Source organism: Phenylobacterium sp., from assembly GCF_046290725.1.
GTDB lineage: Bacteria > Pseudomonadota > Alphaproteobacteria > Caulobacterales > Caulobacteraceae > Phenylobacterium.
Genome location: NZ_JBKBUH010000001.1, coordinates 1,893,363 through 1,910,749 on the forward strand (window position 1 = coordinate 1,893,363; position 17,387 = coordinate 1,910,749).

22 protein-coding genes are annotated in these 17,387 nt (G+C 70.0%); 10 read left to right on the plus strand and 12 right to left on the minus strand.

Annotated elements, in window-relative coordinates:
* Nucleotides 1-32 precede the first annotated feature (32 nt).
* A complete protein-coding gene (locus ACK41C_RS09845; RefSeq protein WP_409653258.1) occupies nt 33-911 on the minus strand; it encodes a transglutaminase N-terminal domain-containing protein in 879 nt (292 codons plus the stop codon).
* 57 nt (nt 912-968) lie between these two features.
* Here ACK41C_RS09845 and ACK41C_RS09850 point away from each other — a divergent pair, with 57 nt between their 5' ends.
* A complete protein-coding gene (locus ACK41C_RS09850; RefSeq protein ID WP_409653260.1) occupies nt 969-1,586 on the plus strand; it encodes a UdgX family uracil-DNA binding protein in 618 nt (205 codons plus the stop codon).
* Here ACK41C_RS09850 and ACK41C_RS09855 read toward each other — a convergent pair.
* The 3 genes from ACK41C_RS09855 to ACK41C_RS09865 form a co-directional block, all read right to left on the minus strand.
* The gene (locus ACK41C_RS09855) at nt 1,583-2,734 is read right to left on the minus strand and encodes an MFS transporter (protein ID WP_409653262.1); all 1,152 of its coding nucleotides are present in this window, start codon (nt 2,732-2,734) and stop codon (nt 1,583-1,585) included. The two genes, ACK41C_RS09850 and ACK41C_RS09855, sit on opposite strands and share 4 nt — an antisense overlap.
* A gap of 5 nt (nt 2,735-2,739) precedes the next feature.
* On the minus strand, nt 2,740-3,396 hold the full coding sequence (locus ACK41C_RS09860) for a TetR/AcrR family transcriptional regulator (RefSeq protein WP_409653264.1): 657 nt from the start codon (nt 3,394-3,396) through the stop codon (nt 2,740-2,742).
* Between the two features lie 62 nt (nt 3,397-3,458).
* Nucleotides 3,459-4,634: a vWA domain-containing protein gene (locus ACK41C_RS09865; RefSeq protein ID WP_409653266.1), complete on the minus strand. Its 1,176-nt coding sequence runs from the start codon at nt 4,632-4,634 to the stop codon at nt 3,459-3,461.
* 236 nt (nt 4,635-4,870) lie between these two features.
* Here ACK41C_RS09865 and ACK41C_RS09870 point away from each other — a divergent pair, with 236 nt between their 5' ends.
* From ACK41C_RS09870 to ACK41C_RS09885, 4 genes are read left to right on the plus strand one after another with little or no spacing between them, the layout of a single operon-like run.
* On the plus strand, nt 4,871-5,203 hold the full coding sequence (locus ACK41C_RS09870; RefSeq protein ID WP_409653268.1) for a hypothetical protein: 333 nt from the start codon (nt 4,871-4,873) through the stop codon (nt 5,201-5,203).
* Nucleotides 5,163-5,813 (plus strand): ABC transporter ATP-binding protein, encoded by a 651-nt coding sequence (locus tag ACK41C_RS09875; protein ID WP_409653270.1) that lies wholly within the window; start codon nt 5,163-5,165, stop codon nt 5,811-5,813. The genes ACK41C_RS09870 and ACK41C_RS09875 overlap by 41 nt, the downstream gene beginning before the upstream one ends.
* A complete protein-coding gene (locus tag ACK41C_RS09880; protein ID WP_409653272.1) occupies nt 5,810-7,087 on the plus strand; it encodes an ABC transporter permease in 1,278 nt (425 codons plus the stop codon). Before ACK41C_RS09875 ends, ACK41C_RS09880 begins: the two co-directional genes overlap by 4 nt.
* Nucleotides 7,088-7,098: 11 nt before the next feature.
* Entirely contained in the window at nt 7,099-7,593 is a 495-nt protein-coding gene (locus tag ACK41C_RS09885; RefSeq protein WP_409653274.1) for a DUF3299 domain-containing protein, read from the plus strand.
* 3 nt (nt 7,594-7,596) lie between these two features.
* Here the strand turns inward: ACK41C_RS09885 and ACK41C_RS09890 are convergent, their stop codons facing one another.
* From ACK41C_RS09890 to ACK41C_RS09900, 3 genes are all read right to left on the minus strand, one after another.
* Nucleotides 7,597-7,980, minus strand: a complete 384-nt coding sequence (locus ACK41C_RS09890; protein ID WP_409653276.1) for a MerC domain-containing protein — start codon at nt 7,978-7,980, stop codon at nt 7,597-7,599.
* Between the two features lie 74 nt (nt 7,981-8,054).
* Nucleotides 8,055-8,618 (minus strand): recombinase family protein, encoded by a 564-nt coding sequence (locus ACK41C_RS09895; protein WP_409653278.1) that lies wholly within the window; start codon nt 8,616-8,618, stop codon nt 8,055-8,057.
* 88 nt (nt 8,619-8,706) lie between these two features.
* Nucleotides 8,707-9,240 carry an N-acetyltransferase family protein gene (locus tag ACK41C_RS09900; RefSeq protein WP_409653280.1) on the minus strand — a complete coding sequence of 178 codons (534 nt, stop codon included), beginning with the start codon at nt 9,238-9,240 and terminating at the stop codon, nt 8,707-8,709.
* A 31-nt stretch (nt 9,241-9,271) separates the two neighbouring features.
* Between ACK41C_RS09900 and ACK41C_RS09905 the strand changes: the two genes are divergently transcribed.
* From ACK41C_RS09905 to dxs, 5 genes are all read left to right on the plus strand, one after another.
* Complete coding sequence (locus ACK41C_RS09905; RefSeq protein WP_409653282.1) at nt 9,272-10,198, plus strand: histone deacetylase family protein; 927 nt, start codon at nt 9,272-9,274, stop codon at nt 10,196-10,198.
* 60 nt (nt 10,199-10,258) lie between these two features.
* Nucleotides 10,259-10,864, plus strand: a complete 606-nt coding sequence (locus tag ACK41C_RS09910; protein WP_409653283.1) for a histidine phosphatase family protein — start codon at nt 10,259-10,261, stop codon at nt 10,862-10,864.
* Between the two features lie 72 nt (nt 10,865-10,936).
* On the plus strand, nt 10,937-11,179 hold the full coding sequence (locus ACK41C_RS09915; protein ID WP_409653284.1) for an exodeoxyribonuclease VII small subunit: 243 nt from the start codon (nt 10,937-10,939) through the stop codon (nt 11,177-11,179).
* A gap of 1 nt (nt 11,180) precedes the next feature.
* Nucleotides 11,181-12,059 carry a polyprenyl synthetase family protein gene (locus ACK41C_RS09920; protein WP_409653287.1) on the plus strand — a complete coding sequence of 293 codons (879 nt, stop codon included), beginning with the start codon at nt 11,181-11,183 and terminating at the stop codon, nt 12,057-12,059.
* A 32-nt stretch (nt 12,060-12,091) separates the two neighbouring features.
* Nucleotides 12,092-14,008 (plus strand): 1-deoxy-D-xylulose-5-phosphate synthase, encoded by a 1,917-nt coding sequence (gene dxs, locus ACK41C_RS09925; protein WP_409653288.1) that lies wholly within the window; start codon nt 12,092-12,094, stop codon nt 14,006-14,008.
* Nucleotides 14,009-14,015: 7 nt separating this feature from the next.
* Here the strand turns inward: dxs and ACK41C_RS09930 are convergent, their stop codons facing one another.
* The 5 genes from ACK41C_RS09930 to flgG are packed head-to-tail and all read right to left on the minus strand — an operon-like array spanning nt 14,016 to nt 17,377.
* The gene (locus tag ACK41C_RS09930; protein WP_409653290.1) at nt 14,016-14,522 is read right to left on the minus strand and encodes a hypothetical protein; all 507 of its coding nucleotides are present in this window, start codon (nt 14,520-14,522) and stop codon (nt 14,016-14,018) included.
* 32 nt (nt 14,523-14,554) lie between these two features.
* On the minus strand, nt 14,555-15,028 hold the full coding sequence (locus ACK41C_RS09935; protein ID WP_409653292.1) for a hypothetical protein: 474 nt from the start codon (nt 15,026-15,028) through the stop codon (nt 14,555-14,557).
* Between the two features lie 60 nt (nt 15,029-15,088).
* The gene (gene flgH, locus ACK41C_RS09940; RefSeq protein WP_409653293.1) at nt 15,089-15,820 is read right to left on the minus strand and encodes a flagellar basal body L-ring protein FlgH; all 732 of its coding nucleotides are present in this window, start codon (nt 15,818-15,820) and stop codon (nt 15,089-15,091) included.
* Nucleotides 15,821-15,830: 10 nt separating this feature from the next.
* The gene (flgA, locus tag ACK41C_RS09945) at nt 15,831-16,586 is read right to left on the minus strand and encodes a flagellar basal body P-ring formation chaperone FlgA (RefSeq protein WP_409653981.1); all 756 of its coding nucleotides are present in this window, start codon (nt 16,584-16,586) and stop codon (nt 15,831-15,833) included.
* Between the two features lie 2 nt (nt 16,587-16,588).
* Nucleotides 16,589-17,377: a flagellar basal-body rod protein FlgG gene (flgG, locus tag ACK41C_RS09950; RefSeq protein ID WP_409653294.1), complete on the minus strand. Its 789-nt coding sequence runs from the start codon at nt 17,375-17,377 to the stop codon at nt 16,589-16,591.
* Nucleotides 17,378-17,387 lie beyond the last annotated feature (10 nt).

Genomic DNA, 17,387 nt, shown 5'->3' on the forward strand with positions numbered 1-17,387 from the left:
GGCGCTTCCTCCCGCCCTTGTCTTCTCGTTCGTCATGCGGCCGCCGCCAGGGGATCGGCCGGCCGCACGTCGACGTGCACGCTGAGCCTCACATGACCGGGGTCGCCCAGGATCGCGCCGCTGATGGGCGAAGCCTCCTCGGGCGTGCGGCTGACGGCCACTGGGATCAGGTCGGCGGACTCCGCCAGGCCGTTGGTGGGATCGAATTCCGTCCAGCCGAGGTCGGGCAGGAAGACCTCGCACCAGGCATGCGTCGCTCCGGCGCCGCGGACGGCCCCTGCGGCCGGCGAGTGGAGGTAGCCGGTGACGAAGCGCGCTGCGTAGCCCAGGCGCCGAAGGCCCTCGACCATCAGCCAGGCGAAATCGCGGCAGGTCCCGCAGCCGGTTGCGACGGTGAGGGCCGGATCCTGTGTCCCTTCCTCCACCCGCGGATTGTAGTCGAAGGCGTCGTGGATCTTGCTGTTGAACCGGAGCAGGAAGTCCAGAACCGGTTCGTCGGTCCGGCCCGCTTCGTCCCGAAGCCAGGCCAGCAGCACGCCGTCGGGATCCTCCGAGATCGGCTCGATGAACGGCGCCAGCACCGCCCGGTCGCTCTTCTCGTAGACGATGGGAACGGCGGTGTGCGGGTCTTCTACCCGCAGGGGCGACAGCGGCGCCGGATAGCGCTCGATGGTCAGTTCACTGACGATGCTGAGGCTGTCTGAGGACCCTTGCGGCGAGAGGATGCAGACGCAGTTTCCGAGCGCGTCATAGATCCACCGCGTCTCGCCCGGCGGCGAGAAGGTGAGGGAGGCCTGGACGATGCGGATCGCATGGCTGTCCCGCGGGCGCACCAGCAGGCGGTGCGGGCCGAACTCGACCGGCCGCTCATAGTCGTAGCGGGTCTCGTGACGGATCGACAGGCGGGTCATGACGGACTCGGAACCGCCCCGCGGCCCGGCCGGTTCCGGTCGGTGGGAAAGATCGCGATGGACAGGCAGGGCCTCGTCGATGCGCCGCCGAACTCCCTGGAAGCGGTGGCGGCCGGGGTCGACGTCTGCCGCCGTTGCGACCTCTGGCGCGACGCCACCCAAGGCGTGCCGGGCGAGGGGGCGCTCCACGCCCCGCTGATGCTGGTGGGCGAGCAGCCGGGCGACAAGGAGGATCTGGCCGGCCGTCCATTCGTGGGCCCCGCCGGCGGAGTGCTGGACCGGGGGCTGGAGGCGGCCGGCGTTCCGCGCGGCGAAACCTTCGTCACCAATGCGGTGAAGCACTTCAAGCACGAGCCGCGCGGCAAGCGGCGGATCCACAAGACCCCGGACACGGGCGAGGTCCAGGCCTGCCGCTGGTGGCTGGATGCGGAGCGGCGGATCGTCCGGCCGCGGGTGATCGTGGCGCTCGGCGCGACCGCCGCCCTGGCGGTTTTCGGCAAGGCGACGCCGATCAACAGGAACCGCGGCCAGGCCTTCCAACTGCCCGATCAGGCGCAAGGGGTGGTGACCTTCCACCCCTCCTATCTGTTGCGGGTCCCCGATGCGGCGGCCAAGGCGCAGGCCTTCGAGGGGTTTGTGGAGGACCTGAAGTTCGCCTGGAGCCTCGCAGCCTAACGCCGGACCAGGACGAGGCGCGTGGCCCCGATCGCCGCCAAGGCGCCGGCGGCCGCCAGAAAGGCTGAGCGGTAGGAGGTGGCGTCGGCCAGCGGCCCGAAGGCGAGCAGCACCAGGGTCATGGTGGTGAGCCCGCCGAAGTTCCGCACGGCCGCGAGGGTGGCGCGGCTTTCGCTGGGAATGGCGTGATGCAGCCGGGCGTCGAAATTGACGTCGATCACCTTGAAGGCCGCGGCGACCAGGCAGACCAGGGCGACCGTCCAGGCCTGGAAGAGCCCCGCCGCCGCGCCGAGCGCCGCGCCGGTCAGCAGGAACAGGCCTGAAAAGACCGCTTGCCGGGCGCGGATCAGCCGGTGCGCCAGGGCCGCCCCAGCGGCTTGCGAGGCTCCGATGGCCGCAGCGAAGATCGCCACTTCGGTGTTGGCCAGGCCCACCTCGCGGCCGAAGACCGGCCAGAACCCTTCCAGGCCGCCCCCGAAGGCCTGGCTGAGCGCCAGGACGGCCATGACGCCGGGGATCGCCGGGTGGGCGACGACATAGGCGAAGCCGCGCCGCAGGTGGCCGAAATAATCCCCGCGGCCGAGGGTTGTTGCGCGTCGGGCGCGGGGCAGCGCCAAGGCCGCCGCCGCGCCGGCGAGGCCTGCGGCGATGCTGCCGATCAGGGCGGGCGTATAGCCGAACCGCGCCGCCAGTGCCGCCGCGCCGGAGGCCAGCAGGATGGCGGCGAACCCCAGACCCTGGGCGCGGCCGATCACCCGGGCGTAGTCCTCCGGCCGCCCCGCCTCGGCCAACTCGTCATAGACCAGGGCTTCGAACGTGCCGTTGGTGAGGGCGCTCTTTACGCCCCACAGGGTGAGGCCTAGCAGGAAACCTGGAAAGCCGGGGACCAGGAGCCAGACCAGGAAGCCCGCCGCCCGCACGAGCTGGGCGCCGGCCAGCAGCCAGCGCCGGGGCCATCGGTCGGCGAGGAGGCCGGCCGGGATCTGCAGGGCGAAGGCGGTGGTGGACCAGGCGATCAGGGTCGCAGAGACCTGCCAGGGCGTCAGGCCATGGTCGACGAACATCACCGCATAGAGCGGGTAGATGATGAGGAAGCCGTCTAAGAACTTGAAGGCGCAGACCTTCGCCAGGAAGGAGGGCGCGCCCACGCCGGTCAGGCCAGGAAGCCGGCCTCGGCGAAATCCAGCATCCGCTTGAGCAGGCCGTCCACGTCGCCTTCGCGGGTTGCGCCGTCGGAGAGCACGTGCAGCCGGTCGAACTCAGCGAAGCGGTTATTGTGGACCATGCCCAGGCAGAAGTGCAGTCGCCAGTAGACGGTCTCGCGCGGCAGATCGGGGCAGGCCTTGATCAGGGCGTCGGCGAAGCGGGCCAGATGGCTGACGTCGTTCTTCAGCGCCTCGCGCATCTCCTCGGTGCCTTCGGAGCGCGAGCGGATGATGAACTGGATCGAGACCCGGCGGTCGTTCTCGGGCGAGGCCCAGCGGAGGGGCGGGGTGAACAGGGCCTCCAGGATGTCCCGCACCGGCGGGGCCCCCTGGTGGCGGTCGTTGGCCTCGTGCAGCATCCGCGCCCGCTCTCGGTTCAGCTCCGCCGTGCGCCGGCGGAAGATCTCGAACAGCAGAGCGTCCTTGGATCCGAAGTGGTAGTTGACGCTGGCCAGGTTCACGCCGGCCTCGGCGGTGATGTCGCGCACCGAGACGTTCTGGAACCCGTGCAGGGCGAACAGCCGCTCGGCGGCGGCGAACACGGCGGCCTTGGTCGCAGCCTCGCAGCCGGCTTCTGTGTCTTGGGCGGCGACGGGGTCGGTCACGGGCGAATCCTTCAGTCTTCGCACCACTTTAGCAGTTGCGCGGCCGACCGGAACTGCGGCGCTTAGCGCGCCAGCTCCCGCATGGCCTTGTCCAGTCCTTCGAGCGTCAGCGGGAACATGCGGTCGCCCACCAGCTGCTTCATCACCTCGATGGAGGGCGTGTAGTCCCAGTGCCGCTCGGCGGTGGGGTTCAGCCAGACCATGTGCTCGTAGATCTGGGCGACCCGGTCCATCCAGATGGCGCCCGCCTCCTCGTTCCAGTGCTCCACCGAGCCGCCCGGATAGGTGATCTCATAGGGGCTCATGGTGGCGTCGCCCACGAAGATCACCTTGTAGTCGCTGGAGAACTTGTGCAGCACGTCCCAGGTCGGGATCTTTTCGGTGTGACGCCGGCGGTTGTCCTTCCACACGCTCTCATAGAGGCAGTTGTGGAAGTAGTAGAACTCCATGTTCTTGAATTCCGACCGGGCGGCGGAGAACAGCTCCTCACAGACCTTGATGTGGCTGTCCATCGAGCCGCCGACGTCGAAGAAGATCAGTACACTGATCTTGTTGCGTCGCTCGGGACGCATGTGGATGTCCAGATAACCCTTCTCCGCGGTTCCGCGGATCGTCCCGGGCATGTCCAGCTCGTCGGGGGCGCCTTCGCGAACCCATTTGCGCAGCCGGCGCAGGGCGACCTTGATGTTGCGGGTGCCGAGCTCGACGGAATCGTCGAGGTTCTTGTACTCGCGCTTGTCCCAGACCTTGATCGCCTTGCCATGACGGCCCTTGTCCTGGCCGATGCGGATGCCTTCGGGGTGATAGCCGTTGGCTCCGAACGGCGAGGTGCCGCCGGTGCCGATCATCTTGTTGCCGCCCTCGTGGCGCTCCTTCTGCTCCTTCAGGCGCTCGGCCAGCGCCTCCATGAGCTTGTCGAAGCCGCCCATGGCCTCGATCTGCGCCTTCTCTTCCTCGGTCAGGAACTTCTCGGAGATCTTCTTCAGCCATTCGGCCGGAATGTCGGCCGTTCCGATCCCTTCGACCTTCTCCAGGCCCTTGAAGACGTGGCCGAACACCTGGTCGAACTTGTCCAGGTTCTTCTCGTCCTTCACCAGGGCCGAGCGGGAGAGATAGTAGAAGTCGTCCACCGAGCGGTCGATCACCGACTTGTCGAGCGCCTCCATGAGCATGAGGTACTCCTTCAAGGTGACGGGCACCTTGGCCTCGCGCAGCTCGGTGAAGAAACGCATGAACATGGTCGGGCTTCCCGAATAGGGGGACGAACAGATGTTTGATCCCGAAGGATGGGGCTGGAGGCCGCCCATGTCCAGTGCGGCGAAGGAGGCCGGGCCGTATCCATGCCCAGATGGAGGGCGCCGCAGCCCAGCCTGCGCCGCGGAAGACGGCGCCGCGGCCGAATCCACGCCGCGATGGCGGTCGGCCCTAGTCGGCCGGTCGGCAACGTTATAATGTTTCAGAAGGGAGAGCGGTCATGACCCTTCTGCGCGCGACGATCGGCCTTGCGGCCCTGACCAGCCTGGCGGCTCCGTCGGCCCAGGCCTGCGACATGCACGGCGACTTCTACGGCTCGGCCTGGGCCTATGCGAGCTTCCGCGACGGGGAGCTCTCGGACGAGGCCATCCGGAAGGCCGAACTCGAGGCCGAACGCGCGCGGGAAGAAGCGATGGACAACGCGCGGCAGGCCTTCCTGGCTCGCTTCGCGATCAAGGCGGAAAATCCGGCGGCGGGTCCCGCCGCCGTACAGACGACACAGGCAGGTCTCGATGCTGATCGACGTACGCGGGCTGATCCATCGTATCGGTGAGCGCACGATCCTCGACCTGCCGGCGTTCCAGATCCAGCGCGGAGAGCATGCGCTGCTGCTGGGACCGTCGGGCAGCGGGAAGACGACGCTGATCAACATCCTCACCGGCCTCGTCACGCCCACCGGCGGCGAGGTGCTGGTCGACGGCCGCCCCATCGCGAGGCTTTCGCCGGCCGAGCGCGACGATCTGCGCCGGCGGACGATCGGCCTCGTCTTCCAGACCTTGCGGTTGGTCTCCGCCCTGACCGTGCGCGAGAATCTGGCGCTCGCCCAGAGACTGGCGCTGGGCCGTGTGGATGCAGCGCAGATCGAGCGGCTCATCGGCCGCGTCGGGCTCGCCCACCGCGCCAACGCCCTCCCACGACAGCTCAGCCAGGGCGAGGGTCAGCGCGCGGCTATCGCCCGGGCCTTGTGCGCCCGTCCCGCCCTGGTGGTGGCCGACGAGCCGACCTCCGCCCTCGACGACGCCAACGCTCAGGCCATGGTCGATCTTCTGCTCGACAGCGCCGAGGCCACGGGCGCGACCCTTCTGATCGCCACCCATGACAGCCGGATCAAGGGCCGCTTCGGCAGGACGCTCGAACTCCAGCCCCTGATGGCGGCCGCGTGACCCTCGCCGGGCTGTCGATCGCCTATCTGCGCGACCGGGCGCTGCATACGGCGCTGAACATCGGCCTGCTGGCGCTGGCGGTCGCCACCATGACCGTACTCGCCCTCTTATCGGCCCAGCTCGGCCAGCGGTTCGAGCGAGACGCCCGCGGCGTCGATCTGGTGGTGGGGGCCAAGGGCTCGCCCCTGCAGCTGATCCTCTCGGCCATCTATCATGTGGACGTTCCGACCGGGAACATCCCGCTGGAGACGGTGGAGATGCTGCGTCAGGATCCGACGGTGGGGGAGGTGATCCCTCTGGCCCTGGGCGACAGCTTCCGCGGCTTTCGCATCGTCGGAACCGAGCCGAGCTACATCGCCCATCATGGCGGCCGCCTGGCGGAAGGGCGGCGCTGGGGCGCGCCTTTCGAGGCGGTGCTGGGCTCCGAGGTCGCCGCACGCACCGGCGCCAAGGTCGGCCAGAAGTTCGTCGGCTCCCACGGCTTGGCCGCGGAGGGCGGGTCGGGCCACGACGAGCACCCCTTCGTGACGGTGGGCGTGCTGGAGCCCACCGGCACGGTGATCGACCGCCTGATCCTCACCTCCGTGGAGAGCGTCTGGGACGTCCATGGAGTCGCGCACGGCGAGGATGCAGCGCACCACGCCGACGGGGACGAACACGAGCACGACCATCGCCACGAGGAAGCGGCCGCGGCGCCGAACGCCAGCACGGCCGTCCACGGCGGCGAGCCGGAGGTCACCGCGCTCCTCGTCAAGTACCGCTCGCCGCTCGCGGCCGTGCGCCTGCCCAACTTCATCAACAGGCAGACGGCCCTGCAGGCCGCCGCCCCCGCCGTGGAGATCACCCGGCTCCTGAGTCTGGTCGGTGTCGGCCTCGAGGCCGTCCGCGCCTTCGCCGGCCTGTTGATGCTGACCGGCGCGCTCTCCATCTTCGTCGCGCTCTACACCGCCCTGCGTCAGCGGGAGGCCGACATGGCCATGCTGCGGGTGATGGGCGCCCGGCCCAAGGCCATCTTCGGCCAGGTGATCCTCGAGGGGCTGCTGCTGTCGGCCGCCGGCGCGGCTATTGGTCTGGCCCTCGGCCATGCGGCCGTGGCGATAGCCGCGCGGTCCTTCGGCCAGCTTCGCGACCTGGGGCTCAGCGCCGCGCGCTTCGAGCCGGCCGAGGCCTGGATCGTGGCGGCCGCCCTGACGCTCGGCGTGCTCGCCGCCCTGATCCCGGCGCTCAAGGTGTTCCGGGTGGACATCGCCGACACTCTCGCCCACGCCCGTTGAGGAGGAAGACCATGCTCCTTCGCCTGTCCCTCGCCCTCGTCCTGGCCCTCGCCGCGGCTCCGGCGGCGGGCCTGGCCCAGCAGGGCCCCAGGCCCGCCGCCCCGACCGAGAGCGTCTGGAAGCCGGCCGCCACCCCGCCGGGGGGCGTGGCCTGGTCGCTGCTGGAGTCCACCCAGGAGATCACGCGCCAGGACGCCAAAGGCTTCATCTATTCCAAGCCGGTCTTCCCGCCTGCGGTGAAGGCGCTGGAAGGCAAGAGGGTGAAGGTCAGCGGCTATATGATGCCGCTGCAGAACGGCAAGACGCAGACCCACTTCGTGCTGCTGGCCTATCCGCCGGACTGCCCCTTCCACCTGAATCCCGCGCCGATGCAGTTCATCGAGGTGAAGACTGCGCGGGGGGTGACCTTCAGCTACGACGTCAAGACCGTCGAAGGAACGCTGCAGCTCCTCGGCCACGACGAGAGCGGGATCTTCTATCGAATCTACGACGCCCAGCCGATTTAGCGATCAGAACGCGCTCAAGCCTTCGCGGTCGGCGTGGCGGGCGCGCCAGTTGACGAGGTGCGCGCCGGCCAGGGCCAGGCTGCCGGCGACGGTGAGGGGAACCTCCAGCCTATGGTCTGGCCAACGCAGCGCGCCGAGCGCGAGCAGGAGGAGGCCCGCCGCAGCAGGCAGGGCGACCCCCGCATTCCGGCCCCGGCGCCGCAGCGCCAGGGCCGAGAGCGGGGCGGCGATCCCGACAAGGACCGCATGCGCCCATTCGACCTGCGCCCAGGCCGCGAGGGCGGGGGAGAGCGCCGCGACCAGGGGCAAGGCCAGGCAGTGAACGAGGCAAAGGCCCGAGAGGCTGATCGCCGAAGCGTCCAGCACGGAGGGGGGTGGGGTTTTCACGCAGGCCTCGCCGAAACCCCCGAACAAAGCCGGGTGCGAGAGCGTTATTTTATAACATTGCGACGGTCAAGGCCTCAGGCCTGCACGGCTTTCAGCTTACGCCACACCGTCATCCGCGACACGCCCAGGCGGCGCGCGATCTCCACGGGTCCAAGGCCCGCGGCCTGCAGGGCGCGGATGTCGTCGGCGGGGGCGCCGCGACGGCGGCGGCCGATCCACGGCGGCTCGCCGGCGGCGACGGCTTCGAGCGCGGCGCGCAGGGCCCGGCCGCCCTCGCCCTGGCTGCCGATCTCCGCCTCGGCGACGAACAGGCTGGCGCCGCGCGTCTCCAGCCGGTCCAGGCTGTCCAGCAGGCCGCGTCCGCTGGAGGCGAGGTGGTTCAGGCGCATCACCACCAGCTGGTCGCCCTCGCCGATGAAGTCGAGGATCGACATCAGCACGGCCGATTCCTCGCCGCCCGGCGCGGCCGGCTCCTCGGCGCGGACCACATGGCATCCCAGAGCCTTCAGGGCCGCAGTATCCTCGGCGGAGCGCGCGTCGCGCAACCGTACGTAACCGATCCTCAGCATTCCCACCCGTCGCTCGATCAGCTTGGCGATGACCGGGGGGAAAGTCGCAAAACCGCGGCGCTGCGTCAAAGTCTCGCGCGTTAAATCTCCGCAATAATCGTGCGCGAATGACGTTGCTGTGGGGTTTTTGTGCAGGGATTCTGACAGAGACGACCAATCACGCAGAAAATCTCTCCGCGCGGCGCCGCAGGATGAATTCGTGGTCGACGGTCGCGCCGACCCGGAAGCCGTACTCGCCGACCTTGGCGAATCCATGGCGGGCGTAGAACCGCTGCGCGCCATGGTTCTCCGACCATACTCCGATCCAGACGTCGGCGGGTCCGTCGCGCTCCAGCCAGGCCATGACCTCGGCGAACAGCCGCCCGCCCAGGCCGCCGCCCTGCCAGTCCTTGAGCAGGTAGAACCGCTTCAGTTCGCGGCTGTCGGGCCCCACCTCCGCATGCGGCAGGTCGCAGGGGCCGGCCAGAGCGTGGCCGATCGCTGCGCCGTCCGCCTCCACCAGCCAGGCCGCCCTGGCCGGGTCCGCGAGGTCCTGCCGCGTGCGTTCCAAGCCGTAGGCCTCGGCGAGGAAGGCTTCCAGATCCTCGGGCGGATAGAGATGGGCGAAGGTCTCGGCGAAGGTGCGGGCGCCGATCTCGGCCAGGGCCGCGGCGTCCTCCGGGCGGGCGCGGCGAATGGCGGGTTCGTGCATCGGGTCGATTCAGGTCTAGGATGGGAGCAAGATGACGATCGCCCTCTACACCCATCCGGCCATGCTCGACCATCGGCCGGGCGAAGGCCACCCGGAGCGGCCGGAGCGCCTGGCCTCGGTGCTGGCCTCCCTGGACGACGCCTCCGGCCTCGATCTCGAACGGCGCGAAGCCCCGCTGGTGGAGACCGCCGACCTCCTGCAGGTGCACCACGGGCCCTATGTGGAGGCGATCTTCGAGGCCGCGCCCAAGGCCGGCCGCCTGATGCTCGATGAAGACACCCTGATGTCGCCGGGCAGCCTGGAAGCCGCGCGCCGAGCCGCCGGTGCGGCGGTGGAGGCGGTCCGCGACGTCGCCGCAGGCCGGGCGGAGCGGGCCTTCTGCGCCGTGCGCCCGCCGGGGCACCATGCCGAGCCGCACCTGCCCATGGGCTTCTGCATCTTCTCCAACGTCGCCGTGGCCGCCCGCGCGGCCCAGGCGGCGGGCCTGGCCCGCATCGCGGTGGTGGATTTCGACGTCCACCACGGCAACGGCACCCAGGCGGCCTTCGCCGGCCGGGAGGGGCTGTTCTTCGCTTCGGTCCAGCAGTGGCCGATGTGGCCGGGCACCGGTCACCCCTCCGAGCCGACGGCCGACAATATCAGGAACGCCGTGGTGCCGCCGGGCGCCGCGCGCGAAGTCTGGCGCAAGGAATTCGAGGGCCTGATGAGCCATGTCGACGCCTTTGCGCCAGACCTGATCCTGGTCTCGGCCGGCTTCGACGCCCACGCCCGCGATCCCATCGGCGGTTCGGGCCAGAACCTGGAGGCCGAGGATTTCGCCTGGGCGACGCGGGCTATCGCCTCGGTTGCGAACCGAAGCGCGGCCGGGCGGGTTGTGTCCTCGCTCGAGGGCGGCTACGACCTTGAGGCTCTGGGCCGCTCGGCGCTCGCGCACGTTCGGGCCCTATCGGAGGGGTGAGGGCAAGGGCCGCCGGCCGCGGATGCGGCGAACGCGCCTTCTTAAGACATGGCCGATGCTTTGAGCTCCGCTCCAGAAAACCTGCCCGCCGTCCGCCCCGGCGCCATCGTGCTCGCCCGTCACGGCGAGCCTGCCATTTCCCGCAAGGTGATGCTGACGGCCGGAGGCTATCGCGAGTTCTGGGCCAAGTACGAAGAGCTCGGCCTGCGACCAGGCCAGACGCCGCCTGCGGCCCTGATGAAGCAGATCGCCGAAGCCGGTGTGGTGATCTCGTCGGTCCGCAACCGCTCCATCGAGAGCGTCATCGCGCTGTCCCGCGGGCGGGAGTTCCAGCGCGAGGCGATCTTCGTCGAGGCGCCCCTGCCGCCGCCGAACTGGCCCGACTTCGTGCGCATGTCGCCCAAGGTCTGGGGCTTCGTGGCCCGGATCTGGTGGTGGTTCTTCGACCATCACGAAGGGCAGGAGACGCGGCGGGAGGCCGAGGCCCGCGCCGACCAGGCCGCCGCCATGCTCGAAGGCCTGGCGGCCTCCGGTCAGGACGTGGTGGTGCTGGCCCACGGGTTCTTCAACTACATGGTCGGCCGGTCCCTGCGCCGGCGCGGCTGGCGGCTGGCGGCCAACCAGGGCTGGAAGTACTGGTCGACCCGGCGATTTGAACGCCGCTGAGGCGGCTCGCCCGTTGCCGCGGGCGTTCGCGCTCTCTAGGTTCGCGGGCCAAGAATCCGAAGGATCCCCGTCATGGCCGAGCCCGCCGACATCGACGCCCTCTCCTTCGAGCAGGCGCTCGCCGAACTGGAACGCATCGTCGCCCAACTGGAGTCCGGCCAGGCGCCGCTGGAGCAGTCGATCGACCTGTACGAGCGCGGCGCCCGCCTGAAGGCCCATTGCGAGGCCCGCCTGGAGGCTGCGCGCCTGCGCGTGGAGAAGATCGTGGTGGGCGCCGGCGGCGCGCCCGCGGCCGAGCCGGCCGAGTTCAACTGACGTGGCCCTGGAAAGGCGCATAGCCGAGGCCGCCGACCTGGTGACCGTCGCCCTGGACGAACTCCTACCCAGGGCCGAGGGGCCGGAATCGCGGCTGACCGAGGCCATGCGCTACGCCGCCCTGGGGCCCGGCAAACGGCTGCGCACCTTCTTCGCCATCGAGACCGGCCGGATGTTCGACCTCGACGACCGGCCTGTGCTGCGGGCGGCCTGCGCGCTGGAGTGCATCCAGGCCTACAGCCTGATCCACGACGACCTGCCGTGCATGGACGACGACGACATGCGCCGGGGACGGCCCACCGTGCACAAGGCCTATGACGAGGCCACCGCCGTGCTGGCCGGCGACGCCTTGCAGACCGTCGCCTTCGAAATCCTGGCCCATCCAGACACTCACAAGGACGGGACGGTGCGGGCCGAGATGGTGCTGCGCCTGGCCCAGGCCGCTGGCGCCAAGGGCATGTGCGGCGGCCAGATGATCGACATGATCGGCGTGCGCGACGACCTGGGCGCCGTGGCGCGCATGCAGCGGCTGAAGACCGGCGCCCTGATCGCCGCGGCGTTCGAGCTGCCGCTCATCATGGCCCATGCGGGCGAGGCCGAGCGGCACGCCCTGATGGCCTTCGCCCAGGACCTCGGTCTCGCCTATCAGATCGTCGACGACCTCCTGGACGCCGAGGGGGAAAGCGCGGTTCTGGGCAAGGCGGCCGGCAAGGACGCCGCTCGCGGCAAGGCCAATTATGTCACCCTGCTGGGGGCTGCCGCGGCGCGCGAGCGGCTCGGCCTGATCGCCCAGCAGGCCAAGTCGCACCTCGATCCATTCGGCCCGCGGGCCGAATTCCTGCGGGCGAGCGTCGATTTCGTGCTAGAGCGCCGAAACTAGAGTCCAAGAAGAACGGCGGCCCAAGCCTCAGCATGCCCCCTTTGACGCCTCTCCTCGACACCGTCTCCACGCCTGCCGACATCCGGGGCTTGGACTCCGCCCAGCTTCGGCAGTTGGCCGGCGAACTTCGGGCGGAAATGATCGACGTGGTCTCCCAGACCGGAGGCCACTTCGGGGCGGGCCTGGGGGTGGTGGAGCTGACTGTCGCCCTGCATCACGTCTACGAGACGCCGGACGACATCCTGATCTGGGACGTCGGCCATCAGGCCTATCCGCATAAGATCCTCACCGGCCGGCGCGACCGGATCCGCACCCTGCGCCAGGGCGGCGGCCTTTCGGGCTTCACCAAGCGGTCCGAGAGCGAATACGACCCCTTCGGCGCCGCCCATGCGGCCACCTCGATCTCAGCGGCGCTTGGCTTCTGCGTCGCCCGCGACCGTGCGGGTCGGGCCAACAGCGTGGTCGCGGTGATCGGCGACGGCTCGATGAGCGCGGGCATGGCCTACGAGGCCATGAACAACGCCGCCGAGAGCACCGGCCAACTGACCGTCATCCTCAACGACAACGATATGTCGATCGCCCCGCCCGTGGGCGGGATGAGCGCCTATATGGCCCGCCTCGTCTCGGGCGGCGGCTACCAGTCCCTGCGCCACCTGGGCAAGTCGGTGGCCAAGGTGCTGCCGCGCCCGCTGCAGGAGGCCGCCCGCAAGGCCGAGGAATACGCCCGCGGCATGGTCACCGGCGGCACCTTCTTCGAGGAGCTGGGCTTCTATTATGTCGGTCCGATCGACGGGCATGACCTCGACGCCCTGGTCCCGATCCTGAAGAACGCCCGCGAGATCAAGGACAAGCCGGTCCTGGTCCATGTCGTGACCCAGAAAGGCAAGGGCTACGCTCCGGCGGAGAGCGCCGCCGACAAGCTGCACGCCGTGGCGAAGTTCGACGTGGTCACCGGCAAGCAGGCCAAGGCTCAGGCCGCAGCCCCGACCTATACTCGCGTCTTCGCCGACGCCCTTGTCCGGGAAGCCGAGAAGGACCCGAAGATCGTCGCCATCACGGCGGCCATGCCCTCCGGCACGGGGCTCGACATTTTCGGTCAGCGCTTCCCCGACCGCACCTTCGACGTCGGCATCGCCGAGCAGCATGCGGTGACCTTCGCCGCCGGCCTCGCCGCCGACGGTATGAAGCCGTTCTGCACCATCTATTCCACCTTCCTGCAGCGCGGCTACGACCAGGTGGTCCACGACGTCGCGATCCAGGGCCTGCCCGTGCGCTTCGCCATGGACCGGGCGGGACTCGTTGGCGCGGACGGCTCCACCCACGCCGGCTCCTTCGATATCGGCTTCATGGGCGCCTTGCCCGGCATGGTGCTGATGGCCGCCGCCGACGAGGCGGAGCTGGCGCGGATGGTGGCCACCGCCGCGGCCATCGACGACCGACCCTCCGCCTTCCGCTACCCTCGCGGGGAAGGCATGGGCGTTCCGATTCCGGAGATCGCCGAGCCGTTGGAGATCGGCAAGGGCCGCATCCTGCGCGAAGGCTCGGCCGTGGCCATCGTTTCGTTCGGCGCTCGCCTGGCCGAGAGCCTGAAGGCCGCCGACCTGCTGGCTGCGCGGGGGCTTTCGGCCACCGTCGTCGACGCGCGCTTCGCCAAGCCCCTGGACATCGACCTGATCCTGCGGCTCGCCCGCGAGCATGAGGCGCTGGTCACGGTGGAGGAGGGGGCGATGGGCGGCTTCGGCGCCTTCGTGCTCCAGGCGCTGGCCGTCCACGGGGCGCTCGACCGCGGCCTGAAGATCCGCACGCTCTGCCTGCCCGATGTCTTCCAGGAACACGACAAGCCCGAGCGCCAGTACGCCGAGGCGGGGCTGGACGCCGAAGGCATCGTCCGCGGCGCGCTGGCGGCGCTTGGGGCGGACAACGTATCGGCTGCGGGCCGGCGGGCTTAAAGCTCCGTTATTTGCAGGCGCCCAGAAACCGCCGGACCATGCCCTTCGGCGCCGGCGGCGGCCGTACGGACCCGCTCAGCGCCTGGACCTCCACCAAGCCGCTCTTTCGGAAAGCATCGGTCACCGGCGCGCGGGTGGAGAATTCCGACATCACCAGGGTGCCGCTGGTCACCTCATCCGGATGGGCCTTGCCCCGCAGGGTGACCGAGGTCGCGCCCGACGCCACGGTGACGCTCACAGGCCAGGGCGCGGGAACGCCCGCCTTGTCGACCCAAACGCCGGCGTTCGTCATCCGCTCGGCCAGCGGCCGGTCGACCGAGGCCATGACGCCCACCTGCCCGGACTTGCGCACGCAGCTCATGGCCAGGGGTTGGTCGTCCGTTTCGGGGGTGCCGTAACGCAGCCAGGCGTCGCCGTCCCGGGGCGTCTCTACCATCCAGGTGCGGGGCGCCTGGGCCTGAGCGGCGGTCGCAGAGGCGAGGGCGGCGAGGACGAGGGGGGCGAAGCGTTTCATGCCGCCAAGCTAGCGGCTCGGTACGGCTGCATCTAGGCTGCGGCGCATTCGGAGAGGAAGGTCCGTACGCTTGTCCGCTCTTCGCGGCGGGTCGGCAGCACGGTGCTGCGGCCTGCCTGGACCAAGGTCAACTCGCCGGTACGAGCGAAGGCGGAGAGCGCCGGGTCGGTCGCCCGGGTGTCCGCCTCGATCAGAACCGCGCCGAGCCCCATCGCGGGGGCGGTCTCGCCGGAAAGCGCGCTGGTGCGTCCGCCGGCCCGAAGCGCCAAGGTGGGGTTTGCGCCCTCCGCCGCCGTCATCGAGACGCGCACGGCGCCGGACCCCGGCTCGCACACCATCATGACGAGGACGTTGTCGCTGTTCGGCTGACCATAGGCGAGCTTGGCGCCTTCGCCCTCCGAGTGGTGCAGCGACCAGCCCATGCCGGCCATCGGCGGCGTTCCCTGGTGGGCGCAGGCGGCGAGTAGGCAGGAAATTCCCAGTCCGGCGGCCGTACGGCGGCGCATATCGACGCTCCCTTCGAAGGGAGAACGCCGGCGCCCGCCGAAACGATCCGCGCCGGGCGGTCAGAACGGCTGGAAGCGCTCCACCAGCGACTGGCCGGCCGGCGTCTTCTGCACCCGGCTGATGTCGCCGCGTCCGCCATAGCTTATGCGCGCCTCGGCGATCTGCGTATGCCTGATGGTGTTGGCCGAGGTGATGTCCTCGGGGCGCACGATGCCGGCGACGGTCAGCTGTCGCAGTTCGGCGTTGGTGCGCACCTCCTGCGTGCCCTGGATCATCATGTTGCCGTTGGGCAGGACGGCGGTCACCACCGCGGCGATGGTCAGCGAGATCTTCTCCGAACGGGTCACCGAGCCCGAGCCGTTGCTGGAGCTTTCCGAGGTGGTGTTGATGGCGTTGGCCGGGTCGAACCCGCCGGGGAAGAAGCGGCCCAGGCTGGATTCCAGTCCCAGGAAGTTCGGCACGCCGGCGCTCATCTCCGAGGAGCGGGCGCTGCGGCTGGCGTTGGAGGTCTGGGCGCTGTCGTTGATGTCGATCTGCACCGTCAGGATGTCGCCGACCCGGCTCGCCCGCTGGTCGATGAAGAAGGCCCGCGCGCCGGTGCGCCAGAGCGAATTGGCCGAAGCGGGTTGCGGGACCGGCTCGCGCGCGGAGGCCAGGATCGGCTGCTCGCGCGGCACCAGGGCGGCGGGATAGCCGACGGGCGCCAGCTCCGGTCCCTTCACCGCTTCCTTGACGGTGGAGCAGGCGGCGAGCGGGGCGAGGGCGATGAGGGCGAGGACGGGCAAACGCATGGTCGGGTTCCTAGCGGAGGGCGTACTGTTGGCGGGCGGCGGCCTTGAGAGCCTCGGCGGCGGGTCCGACGGCGGCTTCTCCTGGGCCGGTGGCGACGGCCTGCAGCGTCTTCTTGGAGCTGAGGTTCTGGACCGAGAGCGTCTCGCCGATCCCGGCGCCGCCGAGGGCCTTGGCCTGCAACGAGAGCGAGATGCCGCCGTCCCGATAGACCACGGTCACCATGTCGCCCGTCTTGATGACGGCGGGGGCGGAGACGTCGCGGGACGAAACCGCGGCGCCGGCGCGCAGGGGCCGGCGGGCGGCCAGGCCGATCACGGCGTCCGCGTCGCGCGGCGCGTCGTTGGGCGCGGCGGCGGCCCTGGCCCAGATCAGGTCTTCCGGCCGCACCACCTCGCCGGCGGAGAGGCTGCGGGCGTAGGTCAGGACCTCCACATTGCCGCGCGCAGCGACGGCGGAGGCCGGTGCGGCCGAACCCATCGACGCCGCGCCGCGCACCACGATCTTGCGCAGGCCCTCGGCGTTGGCCCAGTCGAGGCCGGCGCGGCGGGCGGCGGCCTGGACAGCCGCGGCGTCCAGGATGACGCTGGCGCCGGGGCGCGCCGCCAGCGGCGTCTTGCCCGCAGCGCCGGCGCCGTCGAACAGGTCGCCCAGGGTCACGATCCCGTCGTGATCGATCGTTTCGGCCTTCAGGGTCACCGCCTGGCCCGCCAGCGCGGGGTGGGCGAGAAGGGCTGCGGCGGCGGCCAAGATCAGCAGGCGCTTCATGGTCACGACCGGATGTTGGAGGCGGTGCGCAGCATCTCGTCGGCCGACGAGATCACCTTGGAGTTCATCTCGTAGGCGCGTTGGGCGACGATCAGGGCGGTGATCTCGCTCACCGCGTCCACGTTGGAGGCTTCGGTATAGCCCTGGTTGATCACGCCGATCCCCTGGTCGCCGGGCGGGCCGATGGTCGGCGCGCCGGAGGCCGCGCTTTCCAGGAGCAGGTTGTCGCCGATGGCGATCAGGCCGGCCTCGTTGACGAAGGTCGCCAGCTCGATATTGCCGATCACCTCGGGCGCGGTGACGCCGGCGCGGATCGCCTGCACCTGGCCGGTCTTGGAGATCGAGATGTCGGTGGCGTCCCCGGGAATGGTGACGGCCGGCTCGATCAAGTAACCGTCCTCGGTGACGATCTGGCCCTGGTCGTTGACCGAGAAGTTGCCCGCCCGGGTGTAGGCCGTCTCGCCCGACGGCATCAGCACCTGGAAGAAGCCGCGGCCATCGACGGCCAGGTCGAGCTTGTTGCCCGTGGCCGTCATCGTGCCTTGTTCGGTGATGCGGTAGACCGATCCCGTCTTGACCCCGCCGCCCACCTGCACGCCGGTCGGCACCACCGTGCCCTGGTCGGAGGACTGCGCGCCCGCCCGCTCCAGAGTCTGATAGAGCAGATCCTGGAACTCGGCCCGCTGGCGCTTGTAGCCAACGGTGTTCATGTTGGCGATGTTGTTGGAGATGACCTCGACGTTCAGCTGCTGGGCGGACATGCCGGAGGCGGCGGTGCGGAGGGCCTGCATCTCTCAAGCT